Here is a 21,092-nt window from a genome sequence, read left to right as displayed (position 1 = left end):
GCCGCCGACCTCCTACCCCGCAGGGCTGGTGGTAATAATCGTGGTGGTTGTATTGATATTATTGGTATATTTCATGCGTCTTATATGCGCATTGTTTTAGACGTCTGTCAATCTATATGTTCAAAATATTGTTAGTTTGCCTTCTTGTGATAGTCGGTCTCACCGGCCTGATAACAGCATACCCGATTCCGGCCTGAACGCTTAGCATTATACAACGCCATATCGGCGCAACGAATCAGATCATCATGCAGGAAATGTTGCTTCGGCACAAATTCAGCAACGCCAATGCTCAATGTGGTGCGGATGGTCTGCTGATTAAACAACATCGGATAGTCAGCAACTGCCCGGCAAATCCGCTCGGCGACTTCTTCCGCCCCTTCCAGACCCGTATCTGGCAGGATAATGCCAAACTCTTCGCCACCGTAGCGACCGAACAAATCGGAGTCACGTAACAGGCTACTGATAAAAGACGACAACTCGACCAGGACAAAATCGCCGCCCAAATGGCCATATTTATCGTTCAGATCTTTAAATTTATCCAAATCAAACAGGATCAGGCTCAGTGAATGCTGGTAACGCTGCGCGCGATGTATTTCCTGCTTCAGCTGCTCTTCCCAGTACCGGCGATTCTGTACTTTTGTCAGACCATCCTGCCGGTTGGCTTTTTCCAGTTCAATCAGCGTGCGGCTCAAGTGCTGCTGGTAGACAAAGGCGTCTGTCGCATCTTCAATCAGGATGCAAATCAGCGGTTGCTCGTGTTGGCCGGTACCCAACGGCAGCATGGTGCAATTCTGCGCCATGTACTGACTGCTGCTGGTGATAGGCCGCAAATGCGGCAATTTAAAAATATACTGACGCTGCTCCCAGCTGCTAAATGCCGGTGTTTTTAAATCCAGCACACTCATCAGCTTACGTTTCAGCCAGGCTTCGGGTAAATCGGCAAACACGCTGAACAGCGACTTCCCCAGCACACTGGCCAATTGCAGGTTGCCATGCCGTTCGATAAAAGCATTCAGATATTGAATATTGTATTCATCGTCAATAACAATCACGCCGCTGTTCAGGGCGGCGAGAATTGGGCTGCTCAACATCGCATGCGACATCAGTAGGCTTCCAGGATCCGATCCAGGATATGTTTAATGTTGGTCACTGCTTCGCCCGGAATTAACAGAATCATGTCGCAATTAAAGGAATGATCAATCAATTGATAACTGATATCCACTTTTAACGCGTGCTCCCAATGAAACGAGGTATTTTTCAATACATCGGCGACATTGCCATGCCGCGACGACAATATCCTAGGTGCAGAATATGACAAACTGTTTTCAATCTGACTGGCTAAACCGTTTAAGAAGGTCGTCGTCAAAATCGAGCTGATGTCGGTTAACATCTCGATCTCTGAAACATCCCCGGGTTCATAGCCTAGCAGCGTCGAGATTTTGTGCGCATTTTCCATTTTGTACAAAACAATGGCTTCACCACGCACACCTTCGTTGCCAAAGAAGCCCTGGCTGACCAACGCCGCTTCAGCATCCTGATAGCGGTTTTCAAACTCAGCCGGGATGTGCATGGCACCAACGAGGGCAATCGAAGGTACTTGCAAATGAACGAAAGTATTGAGGAAACGCGCCAGCTTATCGCTAGCCAATCCCATCGCCACGTTGATGATTTCCTGCAGGCAATCGCGCTGCTCTTCGCTGAAGCCCAGATTATTCATATGAAACCATACTGTTTCAGTACGCCATTGATTTTGTCTTCGTTCACTGGTTTTTGTACAAAAGCCAGTGCACCAAGTTCCATTACCCGCTTTTGCATTTCCGGCTGAATGTCCGCTGAGATCACGATGACAAAACAGTCGATGCCTTCGGCTTTAATCGCCTCGAGTACACCAACGCCATCCAGTTCGGGCATCGTCAGATCCAGAAATACCAAACCGATCTCCTGACTGCGTAACACAGCCAGAGCTTCAAGGCCATTGCCTGCGGTTTGGAACTCGGCATCAAAAGACTCTGGCAGACTCTTTCTCACTTGCTTGCGGGCTAAAATTGAATCGTCACAAATCAGGACTGGCAAAGCCATGCAGAACTGCCTCTGAATTTCTAATAATTATTTGAAGTTACGGGCAAAATATAACCACTTGCCCCTTTGATTGCAACATCCGATCATCACTCTGGATAAAATGAACTGAAGCTTTTTACCTGTAGCTGGCTCTCTTACCTAGCTGATTTGGACTATAGTTGGCCTGCGTCAGACGGCTACATGCATGACTGATACAGCAAGCTTCATACACGAGCACAAATTCTGTAGTAAAGTATTTTAATTATTGTTTTTTTTAGCTAATTTTATAGCATGTGCTGGTAGGCACTCTGCAGTAAGCAGCGGCGCGTTCAGAACTCACAGTATGTCAGATGCAACAAAAAAGTCTTTCGCGCAAGCTGCTGACCAAAGTGCTGTCAGTTTATTTCATCCTGACCTTTGTTGTAACGCTGGGCCAGATCGTCGCCGAGTACTTCAACACCAAAAACCATATTAACGGTGAGCTGGCGACGTTACAACAGACGATTTCCGGCTCACTCACCCGCGCCATCTGGGAACTCAATACCCAACAGGCGCTGATTATCGCCGACGGCTTGTTAGCCATCCCATCGATTGAAGGCATAATTGTGCGTGATGACAGCGGCGCTGTGATCACGCAGCTTGGCCAGTATGTCGATATCAGCGAGCGCTACAGCAATCAGCTAGTCAAAGAAGGGGTGCGACTGACAGAGCAACAAAGCGGCCTGTTTGGTTACACCTTTCCGCTGATATTTGAGTTCTCCGGCCGAGCCACTCAGGTCGGTGATGTCACCCTGTTCTCCAGCCGGACCATTGTGCTGGACCGGATTAAAGTCGGGATTTATTTCCTGATTGGCAATGCGGTATTAAAAACCACTTTTTTGATCATTCTGTTCTTAATTGCCTTTCGCAAACAACTGACACTGCCCCTTGCCGAATTAACTCAGCAAATTGAAGAGCTTGAGCTAGATAACCTTGAAGATACCAAGGTCGAAATCCAGCATGGCGACACCAATGAACTCGCCGTGATGGCCGATGCTTTTAACCGGCTGATCGCCCGGGTGCAGGATTACAAAGGTCAGCTGGAAAGCACGCAGAAGCAATTGCTGCAGAGCAACGAAAAACTTGACCAGCACAACCTGATCCTGGAACAAGAAGTCGCACGGAAGACGTCAGGCCTGAGTCAGGCGATGATGGACCTGCAACAGCAAAAGCAAGAGCTGGAAGTGAAGCAACAGGCACTGCGTGAGGAAATTGAGCGCCGTCGCCACACCGAAGATGCCCTGCGCAATAAACAAACTGAGCTGGAAAAACTGGTCAATGATTTACGCCAGGCGCAGGATCGGCTGGTACAGTCAGAAAAAATGGCCGCTTTAGGTGGCTTAGTTGCCGGTATCACACACGAAGTGAATACGCCGGTGGGCATTGGTGTTACGGCTACCAGCTTCCTTGCTGAAAAACTGGCTGCGCTGGAACACGCCTATCAGGAAAAAAGCCTGTCGCCTAAAGCGCTGGAGCATTTTATTGAAGAAGCCAAGCAAGGTACTGAGTTGCTGAACACCAATCTGGTGCGCGCTTCAGAACTAATTGCCAGTTTCAAACAAATTGCGGTAGACCAGACCAGTGAAGCGATCCGCACCATTCAGCTACAGGATTACCTGACTGAAATTATCCGCTCGCTACAGCCGCATTTTAAAAAGACCAAACATCACATTGAGGTGAATTGCCCGGAAAATCTGGTGCTGAGCTGCCCGGCTGGTGCAATTTCGCAAATTTTCACCAACCTGCTGATGAATTCTTTGATCCATGGTTTTGAAGATATAGACGAAGGCAACATCAATATCACCGTCATTGATGAAGGCAATATCGTCGACATCAACTACAGTGACAATGGCAAAGGCCTGACACCAGAGCAGCTGGAAAAATTATTCCACCCGTTTTTCACTACCAAACGCGATCAAGGCGGCAGTGGTCTTGGTACCCATATTACCTATAATCTGGTCCGTCAAACACTCGGCGGCAGTATTCAAGTCCGTAGCGAACCGGGCCAGGGTCTGGCCTACCATATCCGTTTTCCAAAAGTGCTGAAACGTTAACCAATCGACAATCCGGTGGCGGCGCTTTGTGCTGTCTGCCGGTTGTCGCCCCTGACTTTCCGGTTATACTGACCGTCTTCTGAGTTCCGGACCTGACTGACTATGTGGTTTAAAAACCTGCGCGTATACCAAATTACTGAACCGTTAAACCTCAATATTGAAAAGCTGGATACAGCGCTGGCTGAACATAAATTCACGCCTTGTATGGGCCAGGATGCACTAAAACTGGGCTTCACCTTTCCGCTGCACCCAAGCATCAAAGCTTACGCCCACCAGCTCGAGCATTTATTTGTATTCGCGCTGAAACGGCAGGAAAAAGTGTTGCCGGCTGCCGTGATCAATGAGGAGCTGCAGCCAAAAATAGACGCATTGGAAGCCGAAAAAGGCCGGCCTTTGGGGCGCAAAGAAAAACAGGCGTTAAAAGAAGAGATGGTTCAAACCCTGTTGCCACGGGCATTTAGCCGTTCCACCGTGACTCAGGCGATCTATGACGCGAAAAACAACTGGTTTATCGTCAATACCGGTTCAGCCAGTCGCGCTGAAGATTTACTGGCACTGCTACGCAAAGCACTGGGGTCACTACCTGCGGTCCCTTGGATTGACAGCAATCAGCTCAGCCAGTCGATGCAACAGTGGCTGAGCAATCAGGCACTGCCAGCTGGTTTTAGCCTCGGTCATGATGCTGAATTAAAAGCTCCGGACGAAGAAGGTGCCAAAGTGCGTTTCAGCAATCATCTGCTGACGACAGATGAAGTGCAAAGCCACTTAGAAGACAAACTGGTGACGAAGCTAGAGCTGGTGCAGCCGGAACAATTGAGTCTGGTGATCTGTGAAGACGGCAGTATCAAAAAGCTGCAATTCGAAGAGTTACTGGCGAACAAAAACGACGAACTGGGCTGGGAAGACCTGGTACTGCGTCTTGATGCAGACTTGCTGGTAATGGCCAATGAACTGGCGCAGGTGCTGCAAGTATTTAAAGACCAGGTACAACCTCTGGTAAAGGCTTAACGGCAACCTCAAGGCCCGGCTGTCTGCTGACGCAAACAGCCGGTCGCATTACATAAACATGGTTTTCGCATCTTGATAATGCTGCTGTATTTGTGGCTCCTGCAAAAAGTCCTTTTTTGGAATAAGCCCTTGCAGTAAATAGCTGTCTAACAGCTGCGATTCATTACTGCGTAGCGGATATTGCTGACGGGCTATAGCAGCCAACCGGACAAAATCGGTATAACAAGGCTCGTCAGCCAGAGCTAATCCCGCCCAATCCCGCACCACCCGGACAAAAATATCCGCAAATGACCAACTTTGCAGGATCACTACACCAATATTCGGCGATAAATCGCGGATGGCGTGACGTAAATAAGCAGGTTCGGCAAAGACCGCCGGATACTTTTCCGCTTCGGTCAGGATCGGTAGAGCACCAATCTGATACACCAGCGCGGCCAGCGTCATGGTATCCATATTCAGCGATGTATGTTTATGTTTTTGCTGATAAAATTTAAGACATGCCATCGAAATACAGGTAATTTCAATGGTATCACGCCACAGTTCCGCCATTTGTTCCAACACCTGCGGATGCTGACTGACAAACAACTGCTCCAGCGCCATCGCCGTGGCAATATTTTTAACCTGAAACAACCCGATCCGCGTCACCGCCTGATTCAGCGTATTAACTTTGATACTGCGTCCCAAAAAAGCGCTGTTGGCTACTTTCAGCATCCGGGCTGCGAGCGCCGGATCCAATGCGATCACTTCCGCCATCGCATGCAGATTGATGTCAGGATCATCTGCCGCCTGGCGTACCCGCACAGCGATTTCTGGCAGCGTTGGCAGCACCAGCACGTTATTGCGTAGTTTTTCGGTCAGAAGCGTCAATAATGCATTATCCGCTGACATATAAATTCCTCGCTGCTGGTGAGCGCTCTGACCATCGTTGTTGTAACGCGGCCAGATCTGCTGTGTTGTATGGTTGCGCCGGAAATTTCCCCCAAACTGGAGCCGGCCAGCTCTTGTCGGTCTGAAATCGGGCAATGTGATGCAGGTGTAATTGCGGCACCATATTGCCCAGTGCCGCCAGATTCAGCTTGTCTGGCTGATAATCACTTTTGAGGTAAATACTCAGCGTGCGACTTTCCAGCCACAACTGGTCCTGGTCCTGTTCACACAGATCGATCACATCGCGCACCGCTATACGACGCGGTATCAGGATAAACCAGGGATAGTGCTGGTCATTTATCAGTCGCAACTGAGATAAAGGCCAATCGGCCAACCATACTGAATCAGCTGCCAGCTGCGGATGGAGCTGAAAATGCTCTGTCATTCTACCTTCCATTGTTTCAGTGTTGCGCTTGTAACTGCTGGTGCTGCATGCGCTGAATAATCAACTGACAGGCCAAGGCGTCCTGAGACTTTGCCGACAATTCAAGCTCTGCCGCCAACTGCGTGATCTCCGGAAAGCCCATACTACCGGCACATCCCTTCAGACTATGAGCTTCATATTGTAATCCCGCCAGATTATTGTCTTGTTGCAACTGTGCCAGTTGCGCCAACTGTGCTGGCAGACGTTCGGCAAAATCTTGCTTCAGAGCAATAATCGCCGGGTCTTGCTCCAGTTTAGCGGCTAAATCCTGCTCCAACTGCTGCACTTTGCGCGTGTAGTTACGGACCATCGCATAGAAGTCGTGCTGCACTATCGGCTTGCCCAACAGCGCCTGACAACCCGCTTCGAGATATCGTTGATGGTCTTCCCGCATTACATTGGCGGTCAATGCAATGATCGGCACATCGATACCAGCATGGCGGATCAACCGAGTCGCCTCTTCGCCGCCCATCTCCGGCATTTGCATGTCCATAAAGACCAAATCAAAATCTTCCAGTAACAGTTTTTGCACCGCCTGATGGCCATTAGCCACCATAGTAAAATCAGCGTTGATTTTGCGCAGTAACACAGCGACGAGCAGCTGATTGTCAGTATTGTCTTCAGCTACCAAAATTTTCAGTTGCGGCAGACAATCGGACTCCGGTTGCACTGCATCTGGGTTACTGCTCGGTTCGAAATGATCGACCAGACTAATTTGCTGAGTTTCACAATGCATCAGGATCTCAAAACAACTGCCGAGTCCTTTGACACTTTCCACACGAATATCGCCGTTCATTTGCTGCATCAGTTTTTTCGAAATAACCAGGCCTAAGCCTGTGCCGCCAAAGTTGCGCGTAACGGTGGCATCAGCTTGTACAAAGGGCTGAAACAATTTGGTCAGCTCTTCGGCACTCATGCCAATGCCAGTGTCTTTGATGCGGATCAGCAGCAATTCGTTGCCGGCCTGGTAACTGACCTGAATCATAATCTTGCCGCGCTGTGTAAACTTCAGTGCATTACTGGTCAGATTGAGTAATACCTGCCGAAACCGTAATTCATCAGTACGCAGTTGTGCCGGTAACGGATAGTTCAGCTCAAGCACACAGTCGAGCGCTTTGGCCTGTGCCTGATTCTTCGTTTGCTGGTAGATATCATCAATGAGCTGGAGAAAGTTAAACTGGACGTAAGATAACTCAAGCTTGTCCGCTTCGATTTTCGACAGGTCGAGGATGTCATTAATCAGCTTCAGCAAATGGTCGCCACTGCGCAAAACACGCTTCAGGTAATCGGTCACTTGCTCATGGTCTTGCTCGATAATCGCTTGCTCACTAAAGCCGATAATTGCCGTCAGCGGCGTGCGGATCTCGTGGCTCATATTGGCAAGGAACACGCTTTTCAGCCGGTTCGCCTGCTCAGCTGATTCGCGTGCCAGGATCAGTTGCTGGTTAGCACTGGCCAGATTGCTGTTCGCGCGGGCCAGGTCCTGTGTCCGCTTTTGTACCTTTTCTTCCAGCTGTTGTTTGTAAGCCCGTTCCCGCTCCCGGTAGACCCTGAGTTGGCGCACCATGACATTAAATGCTGCAAACATGTCTCCCAGTTCGTCTTGTTTTTTCACTGTCAGCAAGGTACTGAGATCGCCACGGCCAACAGCAGTTTTAGCTTCGGTCAGCACTTTGATTGGTTCAAAAATATATTTGATGAGTAACCAGTAGCATAACAATGGCAAACCTATGGCTATCAGGATACTGATAACAAAGACCAATACCGGCAAGAACTCAGAGACATCCATCAACTCTGTTTCTTCGACTGCACTGACCAACATAAAATTACCGGGCAACTCAGCTCCCAGCACTAACATCGGTTTGCCGAGCAACACAATGTGCTGCAACTGTCCGGCACCAACTGACTGTTGTACCTGCGAAAAATTGGAAGGCGCCAGCGCGCTGCCGATCAAATTCGGTTTGTCCGCATATGAAATGATGCCACCGGCGCTGACCAGCAAATTAACGTTGGACGGTAACATGCGGTTCTGTACTATCTCATCCAACGCGTCGGTGTTCAGGTTAACGACCAAATAACCCCAAAGCCGGTCGATTTCATTGGCATCGCTAGCCAGTTGATATATTTTCTGAGCCAGAATCACTTTCAATTCTTGCTGGTCGTTTTCCCGACTAATAAAAATACCGGCATCTTCAATCATGCCCTGCAGCGACGTAAAATAGTCGGCACGGAATCGACTGCCCGCTGCGACAGCGTTCCCCGCCGCAACAGGCGACTGAAACACCAATTCACCGCTTAAGCGCAAGAGCCTGATTTGTTCAGCGTCCGGATATGCTTTCTGATAGTGCTTCAGCTGAGTAGCCAAAGATTTTTCCGCGCCAGGTTGCTCGGCTAAAAAAGCCAGCGTGGTCTCAGTCTGACTCAAATGCTGCAGATGCATCTGGTGATTGCGCAGATAACTGTTGAGTTTATTTTGCTGGATCTGCAGATGCTGAGCGACTTTGATGAACGCCTGCTGGGCAAATGATGACTCGCTGTATCGATATGCCAGATAGCCAAATGCCAATGTGGGCAAAACCATCAACGGAAACATATAGATAACAAGAGTTTCGCGGAGTCTCATTCGTCCGTTAACCTGACTCTGACCATAGGGAGGGTGTGGCTACAGCATAAACAGACAGAACCCAACCGACAACCAATTTCAATGGAAAGCTACTAGCCGTCAGTGTTTAATTCCAACTGACGGCCTGGGTTCTGCTTAAAACTCCGGATTAGCCTAAATAGGCAGCAGCAAGGCTGCTCACCGGTGCTGCTGAAGGTTTGCCATGCTGCCAGTCCCCGCCATCGACGCCGCTGCCCGCGATGTCGATATGCACATATGGCAAGCCATGTGACAAGGCTGAGTTTTGGTCCAGTCCGGCAGCAACCACTAAAAATGCCATCGGGAACTGGTGGCCACGCGCCGTGACTGATGATGGCGCGTTATTGCAGCTCAGCACATCATCGGCACAGGTACGGGCTTTAATAAAGGCGAAATCCTCGCGACGGCTGGACGACAGCTCAGACGGATCTCCCCACAGATCACCAGCAGCAGCAATGGTCGCCGACACGCCGGCCTGCCGGGCGGCACCGTTTTCAACCAGCGCTGTATATGGCCCAACGGCACGCGCCGCATGGCCGGTCAAAGTAGCGACTGAAAACAGTGTTGGGTTGACTGCATGTTGTGCCTGCAGACGTAAATGTGACATCAGATCAGCCAGTACCAGTCGACCTTCGGCATCGGTATTGCCAATTCTGACCCGGACCCCAGCATGGCTGGTAATAATTTCATCGGCGACAAATGCGTCTGAACCAATACTATTTCTGACCGCACCGATCTCCGCGATAACGCGCAAGCCCGCGGGTTTTAACAGCGCGACGGTTTTCATAAATCCGGCGACCGCAGCGGCGCCGCCTTTGTCGCGGCTCATGCCGGCCATACCACCGTTGATTTTTAAATCGGCACCGCCGGTGTCATACACCAGACCTTTACCGGCAAACAACAGCGTTTCGGTAATTTCGCCTGCTGGCGCGTATTCCAACCGAATCACGGCTGGTTTATGCCGATCTACTGCCAAAGAGCTGCGGGCAACTGCCATCAGCAGCGGATAGTCGGCCAGCAGCTGTTCCGTGTTCGTTTCAACTTTGACTTTCACATCGGTATGCTGGAATGCATCTACACAATAATCAGCAAAACGCAGCGGCGTCATTCGTTCCGGTTCAGTGCCACACAGATCACGAGCTAAACGCCGGCCAGCTTCCGTCGCAGCGAGGAACGCGGTCTGCGCATCAGTGAGACCAAGCAGGCCAATCTGCTGCACCGGTTCGACATTGTATTCGCCACGAGCTTCACGCCCTTCCAGTGGCTGCCACAGTGCTTGCGCTGCGGCCAGATACGCAACTTCCAACGCCTGTGCATAACGCGCATCATCCGGTGCTTGCAGCCAAATCAGTGGGCGCACTGCCCCAGCCGCTTTGGCTTGTTGGATCGCGACTTTTGCCACATCAGAAAAACACCGTACATCATCATAATCACGCAATAATGGACCCGTTGGTGCCAGAATCAGCCGCTTACCAGCGGCGAGCGGGCAAATCAGCGTGACTGTTTCACGACCGATACGCTGGTCGATAGCCTGATGGCTGGCAACAAATTCGGTCAACCCGGCATCAGGTAACCGGGTGAAATGTTCAGCGATACAAATCAGCGCATCCCAGTCAGCAGCAGAAGCGGCGTGAAGGGAAGACACAGCGACAGGTGTAGGAAAAGCCATTGATAAGTCCTTAGAAAGGCTGTCAGACCAGCAGGGATCAGATAATTTTATTTTCTTGCCAGAGTTTTTCTTTACGCATCCGCTCCTGGCGTTTTTCACACGGATTCTCACAGTCACAAGCTTTTTCGATGCCAAGCGCATCAAGACCGCCACAGCTGCCGGCAATAGTCTTACGTTGCACGATATAACCAATTGCCATGGCCAGTACAACGATTAACAACACAGCGAACGTCAACAGAAATACTTCCATGACAACCTCTTTAGGCATTGAAGTGAAACAAAAAGTCGGCCGGATACCAACATAGGGACTGATATTTTACCAGTATTTTAGTCGTGCCGACTACGCCAGATGCACTTTACTGCTTGTCGCTCATAGACGCGCTTAGACGCGTACCGATACAGGTGACGTGTCGGGGATGCTGAAGTGATTATTGCCCTGTTATCCGGCCATAAAAAAACCAACCCGCAGGTTGGTTTTTTCAGTATCGCTCAGCTTAACCGCCGAAGTCATCCAACAGAATGTTGTCGTCTTCAACACCTAAGTCTTTGAGCATGTTGATCACCGCTTTGTTCATCATCGGTGGACCACACATGTAGAACTCACAATCTTCTGGTGCTTTGTGATTTTTCAGATAGTTCTCAAAAATCACGTTATGGATAAAGCCGGTATAGCCAGTCCAGTTATCTTCCGGTTGCGGATCAGACAACGCAACGTGCCACTTAAAGTTCTCGTTCTCGGCCTGTAACATGTCGAAGTCTTCAACATAGAACATTTCGCGTTTAGAACGGGCACCATACCAGAATGACATTTTGCGCTTCGATTTCAACCGGCGCAGCTGGTCGAAAATGTGCGAACGCATTGGCGCCATACCTGCACCACCACCGATAAATACCATCTCAGCATCGGTATCTTTAGCGAAGAACTCACCAAAAGGACCAGAAATTGTGACTTTCTCGCCACCTTTCAGGCTCCAGATATACGATGACATTTTACCGCAAGGTAAAGTCAGGTTATTTGGTGGCGGAGAAGCGATCCGCACGTTCAGCATGATAATGCCTTCTTCTTCCGGGTAGTTCGCCATCGAATACGCGCGAATCGTCGGCTCGTCTACTTTGGACTCCAGAGTGAAGAATTTAAAGCGCTCCCAGTCACCGCGGTACTCTGCAGGAATATCAAAATCTGCATATTTGACGTGGTGAGCAGGTGCTTCAATCTGAATGTAACCACCGGCACGGAACGGCACTGATTCACCATCTGGGATTTGCAGCTTCAGTTCTTTGATAAAAGTGGCTTTGTTATCATTGGAGATAACAGTACAAGCCCATTTTTTGATACCAAAAATCTCTGGTTCTACTTCAATGTCCATGTCAGTTTTGACACTGACCTGGCAAGCCAGACGACAACCTTCGCGACGTTCGCCTTTCGTCAAATGACCAAATTCAACCGGTAACACATCACCGCCACCGGCGTGAACGTGTACACGACACTGGCCACAAGAACCACCACCGCCACAAGCCGACGACAGGAAGATACCCCGATCGGCCAGCACGCTGAGCAGTTTGCCACCGGCACTGACTTTGAGCGCTTTGCTGGCATCGCCATTGATGTTGATTGTCACTTCACCGGCTGAAACCAGTTTGGCTTTCGCCACCAGGATCATCACGACCAGTGCGACAACCAGCAGGGTGAACATACCAACACCAAGATAAATCTCAGTATATTGCATTGTTTTTTCCTTCTACTACCGATGCTTACAGGGATACGCCTGAGAACGACAGGAAACCCAGACTCATCAGACCCACCATAAAAAAGCGTGAACCCAGACCACGTAAAGCCAGCGGCACGTCGGCATATTTCAGTTTTTCACTGACTGCAGCCATAACAGTGATCGCCATCGTCCAGCCAATACCACTACCCAGACCAAAGACTGTACTTTCAGCAAGCGTATAATCACGTTCAACCATGAATGCTACAGCGCCAAAAATTGCACAGTTCACCGTGATCAACGGCAGAAAGATACCTAAGGCGTTGTACAGTGCTGGTACGTACTTATCCAGGAACATTTCCAGGACCTGTACCAGACCGGCAATAACCCCGATGTAGGCAATAAAGCCAAGAAAGCTTAAGTCTGTATCCGGAAAACCGGCCCAATCTAATGCACCCGGCGCCAGAAACTGTTTAAACACGATGTTGTTCAACGGGACTGACAAAGCCAGCACCACTGTGACTGCAACGCCTAAGCTGAACGCCGTTTTAACTTGCTTGGAAATTGCAATAAAAGTACACATCCCAAGGAAAAACGACAGTGCCATGTTTTCAACAAAAACAGCACGTACAAACAAACTTAAATAATGTTCCATCTGCTACTCCTTAGTGCTGTTCTTGCTGCTCTGGACGCCAGGTCCGCAGGGCCCAAATTAACAGGCCGATGATGAAGAATGCACTTGGTGGCATTAACAGCAGACCATTTGGTACATACCAGCCGCCCGCACTGACCAGTGGCAGAATCTCAACGCCCAGCAATGTGCCAGAACCAAACAGTTCGCGGACAACAGCCACAATCACCAGTAGCACGGTATAGCCTAAACCATTACCGATACCGTCCAGGAATGACATCAGCGGTGGGCTCTTCATTGCATAAGCTTCGGCACGACCCATCACAATACAGTTTGTGATAATCAGACCGACGAAAACCGACAACTCTTTAGCAACGTTGTATGCATAGGCCTTCAGGATTTGGTCAACCACGATTACCAATGACGCAATAATCGTCATCTGCACGATGATCCGCACGCTTGAAGGGATGTGGTTACGGATCATTGAGATAAACATGCTGGAAAACGCCGTTACCAACATCAGAGCAATACCCATTACCAGTGCTTTATCAAGCTTGGTCGTCACCGCTAACGCAGAACAAATACCCAGAACTTGCAACGCGATAGGGTTGTTGGCGAACACTGGTCCAAAAACCAGTGATTTCATCTCTTTAGCACTAGCCATTGTTTAATGCTCCTTGACGCACTTTAGCCAGGAATGGAGCAAAACCTTTAGCTCCAGACCAGAACACAAAAGTGTTTTGTACACCGTTACTTGTGATTGTGGCACCTGAAAGACCGTCAACCTGATAGGCTGATGCAGGATCTGCGTTACCCGGCTTCAGGATTTTGATAGCAGGCTGTCCGTTCTCATCAGCAAGTTTCTTACCGACAAACTGCGCTACCCATTTCGGATTCTGAATTTCTGCACCTAAGCCAGGCGTTTCACCGTGCTCGTAGTAGTTCAGACCCTTGATGGTGTTGCCATCTTTGTCCAGTGCCAGAAAGCCATGCATCGTAGACCACAGACCGTAACCATGGACAGGTAATACAATGGCAGTGATCTGCTTGGTCTCAATGCCATCTGCATACGCCATGTAGACAGGCGCGATATTCGCACGAGTCTTAATTTTGGCTGTATCGTCTTTCTCGTCCAGAGTGATACTGCCTGCAGGGTCTTTCATCATCTTGCGATAGTCATAGGTCAACGGGTCTTGATCAACAAAATCACCCGTATCAAGATTTACCAGACGTACCTGCACATGCTTTTCAAACTGCGCTTTGATGTCTTCGCCGTTTAACATACCCGTTGCGACCAAAATGTTTTTCTGGGCGTCGAGTAGCTTATTTTCAGTTTGTTTTGGTCGTAAACCGACCGCAGATCCAGCGACAAATATCGCGCAAATCAGACACAAGCCAATCACGACAAAAAACGTTTTGCCGATGCTTTCGTTATTATTAGACATTACGAGCCAGCCTCCGCTTAATGTTTGATTGCGCGACCATATAGTCAAACAAAGGCGCAAACAGGTTAGCGAACAAAATAGCCAGCATCATGCCTTCCGGATAAGCAGGGTTCGCCACACGAATCATTACAACCATGAAACCAATCAGAATGCCGTACGCCCACTTACCAGTCTCAGTAAATGACGCCGATACCGGATCTGTTGCCATGAAAAACAGACCAATGGCATAGCCACCCAATACCACATGCCAATACCATGGCATCGCGAACATTGAGTTAGTCTCTGAACCGATCAGATTAAACATGGTGGAGAACACAATAGTGCCTACCAGAACACCACCGACAATGCGCCATGACGCGATACGCAGATATATCAGTGCTAAACCGCCGACCATCAACGCCAGTGTTGAAGTTTCACCAATTGAACCTGGGATGAAACCATAAAATGCATCCCACCATTCCTGGTTAATTGACCAGTCGGTCACTTCACCATTTTTAGCTTTTGACAGCCAGGTTGCGCCAGCATAACCATCGGCGACGGTCCAGACTTTGTCACCGGAAATTTGCGCCGGATAAGCAAAGAACAAGAAAGCACGGCCAGCAAGTGCTGGATTCAGGAAGTTACGTCCTGTACCACCAAAGACTTCTTTGGCCACAACGATACCAAAGGAAATACCGAGGGCAGCCTGCCACAGAGGAATTGTTGCAGGAAGGATCAGGGCAAACAGGATAGAAGAAACGAAGAAGCCTTCGTTGATTTCATGTTTGCGCACAGAAGCAAACAGCACTTCCCAGAAACCGCCCACGATAAAGACAGTGGCGTAAATTGGTAAGAACCAGCAGGCTCCATACCACATCTTCGCACCCCAGCCTGAGTCAGCTGTGAGCTCACCGCCAAAGGCGTGGAACAAACCTACTTGCCAGGTGTCAGGTAATTTAATAGTTTCAGATAAGACTGATGCTGCCTGATGGCCGATATTGAACATACCGAAGAACATCGCTGGAAACAGCATTAACCAAACGAAAATCATGATACGTTTCAGATCTATGCTGTCGCGCACGTGAGTTGCAGATTTGGTTACTTTGCCTGGAGTGTACAGAATAGTGGCGACTGCTTCATAAAGCGCATACCACTTTTCATGTTTGCCGCCTTTTTCAAAATGCGGCTCAAGGTTTTCAATATAATGCTTCAAACTCATCTTAACCTTCCTTCTGGATGGTCGTCAGCGCATTTCGCAGTGCCACGCCGTAGTCATATTTACCAGGGCAGACAAAGGTACAAAGCGCCAGATCTTCTTCATCCAGTTCTAAACAACCTAACGTTACAGCACCATCGGAATCGCCGACCAACAAGTCACGCAGTAACAGCGTTGGCAGAATATCCAATGGCATCACGCGCTCATAGTTGCCGATTGGCACCATGGCACGGTCAGAACCGTTTGTTGTAGTTGTCATGTTGAACAGACGTTTAGGGCTCAGATGAGACAGGTAGGCGCGGGTGACCGAGAATTTACTCGCCCCAGGCACCAGCCAACCAAGGAATTCTTTTTCAAACCCTTCAGCAAGGACTGAAATTTGATTATGGAATCGCCCCAGATAGGCATGCACACCAACAGCAGTTCTGCCAGCAAGCACTGAGCCTGAAATGATACGATTCGAACCGTCGTTCAGCTCACCTTCGATCAAGGTTGGGATTGAAGCACCCAGCACAGTTTTGATCAAACGTGGATTTTTCACCACAGGACCGGCTAGTGCAATGACACGTTCAGCGTAGTATTCACCTGTAGTGAACAGCTTGCCGAGTGCAATCACGTCCTGATAATTGATATGCCAGACCACTTTAGTCAGTGAAACCGGCTCAAGGAAATGGATGTGGGTGCCTGGCAAACCAGCCGGATGCGGACCGGCAAATTCTTCAACCTGCACCTGGCCAGCTGTCGGCACATTGGCGCCAGCCGCTTTACAAACGTACACCTTATTCGTGGTCAGTTTGCTCAGCACTGTCAGACCATGCTGGAAGTCCGCTGCAGCTGCAGCGATGACGACCGAAGGATCAGCGGCTAAAGGGTTGGTGTCAATTGCAGTGACAAAAATCGCCCGGGGGGTACTGTCAATTTCCGGAATGGCACTGAAAGGCCGCGTACGAAACGCAGTCCACAAACCAGAATCCAGGATCTGCTGTTTCACAACACCAGCATCAAGGCTATTTAATGCCGCAGCATCAAATTTCTGGAATTGTACCGCTTCGTTTGAGCCATCAGCTTCAATCACAACGGATTGCAGCACACGTTTGGCACCACGGTTAATCGCAGTTACGGTCCCGGAGATAGCGGCAGTAAATTTCACGCCAGGATTTTTTTTGTCTTCAAAAAGACCCTGACCTTTTTTTACTTTGTCCCCAACCTCAACCAGCATTGTAGGACGCATTCCGACATACTCTTCACCCAGCAACGCGACCGTTTTGACGGCAGGACCGTCATGGATCACTTGTTTAGGACTGCCCGACAGGGGAATGTCCAATCCTTTTTTAATTTTAATCATACGTACTTGCACTACTTTAACGGGAAGAAACAGGGCCTGGTTTTTACGGCTGCTCGCCTCGCAGCGCACCTGGCGAAAGCTGGCTGATTTTTAACCAGATTTCAACAGATACACGTACATAGCGGCGGATTTTAGCACTAAACCCACAGACCAGCTATGATAAATAACACTTTTATGCAGCCAGGACAGCGACTGTCGGCAAGTGTAGTCAACTTTGAACATATTGCGCATAATCTGCACAAATTCGCTGGAATTCAGCGGCTTTCCTGTTGTTGCCTTGGAGGCTGTCCCCTTCGTCCTACGTTCAAACAAAAGCCGCCAGAAAGGCGGCTTTATTATCTTAAGCTAAATTCGCCAGTGTCACCATCGGAGAAACATCAGCTTCGTAGTCGACATGGCTATAACCGAACCCAAACAGACGCAGAAACTCCTGATGGTATCCCTTATAATCGGTCAACTCGTCGATATTCGCCGTTTCAACCTGTTGCCATAATGCCGTTACTTCAGCCTGGACATGGTCAGACAGCTCTTTTCCGTCCATCCGCAAACGACCGCCCTCATCCAGCTCGCGCGCCGGATTGTACAGACACTGCCGGAACAGGCCGTAAATTTGTTCAATGCAGCCTTCATGGGTGCCTTCGGCTTTCATCACACGATACAGCAATGAAATATACAGTGGCATAATTGGGATGGCCGAACTTGCTTGCGTTACCAGCGCTTTTAAAGACGCGACATAGGCATGACCGCCCTGCCCTGCCAGCTTGGAACTGATTGCAGACGCTGCCCGGTCCAGATCTTCTTTGGCGCGACCGATAGTGGCTTTGCCATAAATCGGCCAGGTCAGTTCTTTACCAATGTAGGTATAGGCAACTGTCTGGACATTTTCAGCCAATACGCCCGCTGCATGCAGCTGGTCTAACCAACGTTCCCAGTCTTCCCCGCCCATCACTTTGACAGTGTTAAAAATCTCGTCTTCGTTGGCCGGCTCTACCGACACTTCCTCAATCTCACGCTTACTGGTGTTCAGTGTTTTTGCCGTGTAAGCGTTCTGGATTGGTTTTAATACTGAGCTGTAAATCTCGCCAGTCACCGGGTCTTTACGTCGCGGAGCAGCAAGACTGTATACGACTAAATCTATTTTGCCCATTTCTGCGCGGATAAGCGAAATAGCCTGAGATTTCATCTCATCGGTAAAAGCATCACCATTCAGATGTTTGTTCCACAATCCTTCAGCATTGGCTGCGGCTTCAAATGCGGCAGTGTTGTACCAGCCGGCAGATCCGGTTTTGCCTTCGGTCGCTTCTTTTTCAAAGAAAATACCCAGGGTCTTAGCGCCGGAACCAAATGCCGCACTGATACGCGAGGCCAGGCCATATCCCGTCGAAGCGCCAATCACCAACACATTTTTTGGACCGTTAGCAACGGGACCTTGTTGTTTGACGTAGCGGATTTGCTCATGAACATGTTCAGCACAGCCCACCGGATGCGCATTGGTACAGATAAAACCACGGATTTTCGGTTGAATAACCATAAAAAATAACCTGTGTGATGACAGAAACCGCGGTTAGTGTAAAACACTCACCGCCGCAACAGGTCTGATCAGCTTAAATAAAGCGGCTAATGCCGGCGATCGTACGAATATGTCGAGCAATAGAATAACTCAGCCTGCGGTCTTCTCGGCTTTTTTAGAACCGCCAAAGCATTTTGGTGAAGCAGGCGGCTTTTCCGCGTAATACTCATACCATTCACTGGGTGTATATGTGTGCAGGGCCAGTGCATGGATCTTTTCGGCCAGTTCTTCTGCCACGATGGCATTCACCGCCCGATGCCGCTGCAACAGCCGCATACCATCAAACAAAGGAGTGACAATGACCACTTTAAAATGGGATTCAGAGCCAGGCGCAACACTATGCATATGGCTTTCGTTGATGACATCCAGAAACACAGGTTGGAAGGCATGCAACAATTTCTGTTCAATAGACGTATGGATCAACATGATTGTTTGCTCCTTCTTCTCGCATTCATACTCATGACTCACTGTAGCCAGTGCATTTTGCCTTGTCTGTAGCTAAACAGCTGCAAAAAAAGATAAAGATTCCAGCTTGATTATTGCCACTTCGCTGCATCAACGCTGCGGCAGGTAACGGAAGGTCAAATTAAATCGTTCGGCATCCAAGCGGGTTTGCTTTGGCACACGGTGTTGCCAGTGACGTTGACAAGCCCCAGCCATTACCAGCAAGTCACCATCGTTTAATTCAATGGACAGCTGACTATTGAGCCGCTTGTGCCGCAAATCAAAGCGACGCGTCTGGCCCAGACTCAGCGATAAAATCACCGGTTCCTCGCCTAACTCAGGCTCATCATCGCTATGCCACCCCATATGATGCTCACCGTGTTGATAATGGTTCAGTAGCACCGCATTCAGTGGGTGTCCGGTCTGACGGGTCAGGCGCTGGCACAGGCTATCAAGTCCGGCTTGCCACGCTTGCGGATAAAATGTCACCCCGGAATAACGGTAACTACAATGCGCGTCGCCCATCCAGATCTGCCGACGTGGGATTGAGACCGTTCGGCCATATAACTTAATCTGTGGTTGCTGCCAATTGAGCTCACGCAGCTGCTGTTGTAACTGCATTGACTCCGGGGCAGATAAAAAACCAGGAAGCAACCACACCTCTGCATCAGGCAGAAAATAGCGCTGTAACAAATTGCTTTGCAGCCGAATAGCCGGACTCTCGTTGTGACTTGTCTGCGCTTCTGTCAAAATAACTGCCCTTAATTTCTGCCGAACCTGCTTATGTCCAGCCAATTTACCTTAGACCAGATCCAACTGCAGCTGGATCGTTATCCGCCTGAGCAGAAAACTCGAAGCCTGCAGGCTTGGGATGCTGCCGACGAGCTGCTGATCCGCTATGCACAGCAACAGCTGCCAAACCATCAAAACCCCCTGCTGCTGGTGAATGATTTGTTCGGCACTCTTGCCTGCGCGCTGCATGCCTGGCAACCAGTGCAATGGTCCGATTCTTATTTGAGTCAGCTCGCCACCCAACACAATTTGCAGCAAAATGACCTGCCTGCAGTGAAGCAAGTCGCCAGCACCGAGCCGTGTCCGGCTTTTAACGCCGTTTTGCTGAAATTGCCGGGTAACCACAGTTTTCTGCGCTATCAGTTGCGACAGATTAAACAACAGCTACCGGATGGCGCATCATTAATTGCTGCGGCGAAAGCCAAAGACATTCACGCCAATCTGCTGCAAATTTTTGCTGAAGAAATTGGTCCGGTCAGCGCTTCTTTAACGGAAAAGAAATGCCGGCTGATCACTGCTATTTGCGATAAAAATCAGACCGTGCCGAAAAATCCGGAATTCCCGTTGGTATGGCCCGTTGAGTTGCCGCTACAGGATCAGACACTGACATTGGATATCGTGAACCACGCCAATGTGTTCGCCCGTGAGCAGCTCGATATTGGCGCGCGGTTTTTTCTGCAGCACCTGCCGTCGGTGCAACCCGGGCAGCGAGTGATTGATTTAGGCTGTGGCAACGGCGTGATTGGTTTGGCATTGCTGGCCGCAGAACCGCAAGTACAGATCTTATTTTGCGACGAATCATACATGGCCGTGCAATCATCACGTGAAAACGTCAATAGGCACTTTCCCGCAGCAAATCAATGTGAATTTCTGGTCGATGACAGCATGAGTCAACAACCAGACTTATCCGCCGACTACATTTTCTGCAACCCACCTTTTCATCAGCAACAGGCCGTTACCGATCATATTGCCTGGCAGATGTTCGCTGACGCACGGCGCGTGCTGAAAATTGGTGGTCGACTGCGTATTGTCTGCAATCGTCATTTGGGTTATGGCGAAAAGCTGACCCGGCTGTTCGGCGGTTGTATTCATGTAGCCAGTAATGCAAAATTCAGCGTCTTTGAAGCTATCAGAAGGAAATAGT

General features: G+C 49.4%; 20 protein-coding genes. 3 read left to right on the top strand and 17 right to left on the bottom strand.

Features of this window, described 5'->3' with window-relative positions; translation table 11 throughout:
• Positions 1-131 precede the first annotated feature (131 nt).
• From ACQ66Q_RS13910 to ACQ66Q_RS13900, 3 genes are read right to left on the bottom strand one after another with little or no spacing between them, the layout of a single operon-like run.
• Positions 132-1,103, bottom strand: coding sequence for a diguanylate cyclase (locus ACQ66Q_RS13910; RefSeq protein ID WP_430457353.1), 972 nt, complete (start codon positions 1,101-1,103; stop codon positions 132-134).
• Positions 1,103-1,717 carry a chemotaxis protein gene (locus ACQ66Q_RS13905; RefSeq protein WP_377243716.1) on the bottom strand — a complete coding sequence of 205 codons (615 nt, stop codon included), beginning with the start codon at positions 1,715-1,717 and terminating at the stop codon, positions 1,103-1,105. The genes ACQ66Q_RS13910 and ACQ66Q_RS13905 overlap by 1 nt, the downstream gene beginning before the upstream one ends.
• Complete coding sequence (locus ACQ66Q_RS13900) at positions 1,714-2,079, bottom strand: response regulator (RefSeq protein WP_430457352.1); 366 nt, start codon at positions 2,077-2,079, stop codon at positions 1,714-1,716. The genes ACQ66Q_RS13905 and ACQ66Q_RS13900 overlap by 4 nt, the downstream gene beginning before the upstream one ends.
• Before the next feature lie 329 nt (positions 2,080-2,408).
• Here ACQ66Q_RS13900 and ACQ66Q_RS13895 point away from each other — a divergent pair, with 329 nt between their 5' ends.
• Both ACQ66Q_RS13895 and ACQ66Q_RS13890 read left to right on the top strand, forming a co-directional pair.
• Positions 2,409-4,151: an ATP-binding protein gene (locus ACQ66Q_RS13895; RefSeq protein ID WP_430457351.1), complete on the top strand. Its 1,743-nt coding sequence runs from the start codon at positions 2,409-2,411 to the stop codon at positions 4,149-4,151.
• A gap of 102 nt (positions 4,152-4,253) precedes the next feature.
• On the top strand, positions 4,254-5,159 hold the full coding sequence (locus ACQ66Q_RS13890; protein ID WP_430457350.1) for a recombination-associated protein RdgC: 906 nt from the start codon (positions 4,254-4,256) through the stop codon (positions 5,157-5,159).
• A 48-nt stretch (positions 5,160-5,207) separates the two neighbouring features.
• On the opposite strand, the gene ACQ66Q_RS13885 is transcribed toward ACQ66Q_RS13890, so the two are convergent.
• From ACQ66Q_RS13885 to ACQ66Q_RS13820, 14 genes are all read right to left on the bottom strand, one after another.
• Positions 5,208-6,047: an HDOD domain-containing protein gene (locus ACQ66Q_RS13885; RefSeq protein WP_430457349.1), complete on the bottom strand. Its 840-nt coding sequence runs from the start codon at positions 6,045-6,047 to the stop codon at positions 5,208-5,210.
• Positions 6,034-6,471, bottom strand: a complete 438-nt coding sequence (locus ACQ66Q_RS13880) for an HIT domain-containing protein (protein ID WP_430457348.1) — start codon at positions 6,469-6,471, stop codon at positions 6,034-6,036. The genes ACQ66Q_RS13885 and ACQ66Q_RS13880 overlap by 14 nt, the downstream gene beginning before the upstream one ends.
• Positions 6,472-6,487: 16 nt before the next feature.
• Positions 6,488-9,133 (bottom strand): ATP-binding protein, encoded by a 2,646-nt coding sequence (locus ACQ66Q_RS13875; RefSeq protein WP_430457347.1) that lies wholly within the window; start codon positions 9,131-9,133, stop codon positions 6,488-6,490.
• Between the two features lie 148 nt (positions 9,134-9,281).
• Positions 9,282-10,820 carry a M17 family metallopeptidase gene (locus ACQ66Q_RS13870; protein WP_430457346.1) on the bottom strand — a complete coding sequence of 513 codons (1,539 nt, stop codon included), beginning with the start codon at positions 10,818-10,820 and terminating at the stop codon, positions 9,282-9,284.
• Positions 10,821-10,857: 37 nt separating this feature from the next.
• A complete protein-coding gene (gene nqrM / locus ACQ66Q_RS13865; protein ID WP_208931673.1) occupies positions 10,858-11,070 on the bottom strand; it encodes a (Na+)-NQR maturation NqrM in 213 nt (70 codons plus the stop codon).
• Between the two features lie 244 nt (positions 11,071-11,314).
• The gene (nqrF, locus tag ACQ66Q_RS13860; protein WP_430457345.1) at positions 11,315-12,547 is read right to left on the bottom strand and encodes an NADH:ubiquinone reductase (Na(+)-transporting) subunit F; all 1,233 of its coding nucleotides are present in this window, start codon (positions 12,545-12,547) and stop codon (positions 11,315-11,317) included.
• A 25-nt stretch (positions 12,548-12,572) separates the two neighbouring features.
• Positions 12,573-13,181, bottom strand: coding sequence for an NADH:ubiquinone reductase (Na(+)-transporting) subunit E (nqrE, locus tag ACQ66Q_RS13855; RefSeq protein ID WP_377243744.1), 609 nt, complete (start codon positions 13,179-13,181; stop codon positions 12,573-12,575).
• Positions 13,182-13,191: 10 nt separating this feature from the next.
• Positions 13,192-13,821: an NADH:ubiquinone reductase (Na(+)-transporting) subunit D gene (locus ACQ66Q_RS13850; RefSeq protein WP_430457344.1), complete on the bottom strand. Its 630-nt coding sequence runs from the start codon at positions 13,819-13,821 to the stop codon at positions 13,192-13,194.
• A complete protein-coding gene (locus tag ACQ66Q_RS13845) occupies positions 13,814-14,602 on the bottom strand; it encodes a Na(+)-translocating NADH-quinone reductase subunit C (RefSeq protein WP_430458561.1) in 789 nt (262 codons plus the stop codon). Before ACQ66Q_RS13845 ends, ACQ66Q_RS13850 begins: the two co-directional genes overlap by 8 nt.
• Positions 14,595-15,800, bottom strand: a complete 1,206-nt coding sequence (locus ACQ66Q_RS13840; protein WP_430457343.1) for an NADH:ubiquinone reductase (Na(+)-transporting) subunit B — start codon at positions 15,798-15,800, stop codon at positions 14,595-14,597. The genes ACQ66Q_RS13845 and ACQ66Q_RS13840 overlap by 8 nt, the downstream gene beginning before the upstream one ends.
• A gap of 1 nt (position 15,801) precedes the next feature.
• Entirely contained in the window at positions 15,802-17,142 is a 1,341-nt protein-coding gene (locus ACQ66Q_RS13835) for a Na(+)-translocating NADH-quinone reductase subunit A (RefSeq protein ID WP_430457342.1), read from the bottom strand.
• 340 nt (positions 17,143-17,482) lie between these two features.
• Positions 17,483-18,673, bottom strand: coding sequence for an enoyl-ACP reductase FabV (gene fabV / locus ACQ66Q_RS13830; protein WP_430457341.1), 1,191 nt, complete (start codon positions 18,671-18,673; stop codon positions 17,483-17,485).
• Between the two features lie 129 nt (positions 18,674-18,802).
• Entirely contained in the window at positions 18,803-19,138 is a 336-nt protein-coding gene (locus ACQ66Q_RS13825; RefSeq protein WP_430458560.1) for a BolA family protein, read from the bottom strand.
• A gap of 129 nt (positions 19,139-19,267) precedes the next feature.
• Complete coding sequence (locus tag ACQ66Q_RS13820; RefSeq protein ID WP_430458559.1) at positions 19,268-19,849, bottom strand: alpha-ketoglutarate-dependent dioxygenase AlkB family protein; 582 nt, start codon at positions 19,847-19,849, stop codon at positions 19,268-19,270.
• A gap of 90 nt (positions 19,850-19,939) precedes the next feature.
• Here ACQ66Q_RS13820 and ACQ66Q_RS13815 point away from each other — a divergent pair, with 90 nt between their 5' ends.
• Positions 19,940-21,091, top strand: a complete 1,152-nt coding sequence (locus ACQ66Q_RS13815) for a methyltransferase (protein ID WP_430457340.1) — start codon at positions 19,940-19,942, stop codon at positions 21,089-21,091.
• Position 21,092 lies beyond the last annotated feature (1 nt).

Source organism: Rheinheimera sp., assembly GCF_965283995.1.
Lineage (GTDB): Bacteria > Pseudomonadota > Gammaproteobacteria > Enterobacterales > Alteromonadaceae > Pararheinheimera.
The sequence above is the reverse complement of the archived record's forward strand: the minus strand, read 5'-3'. Positions and strand labels throughout refer to the sequence as shown.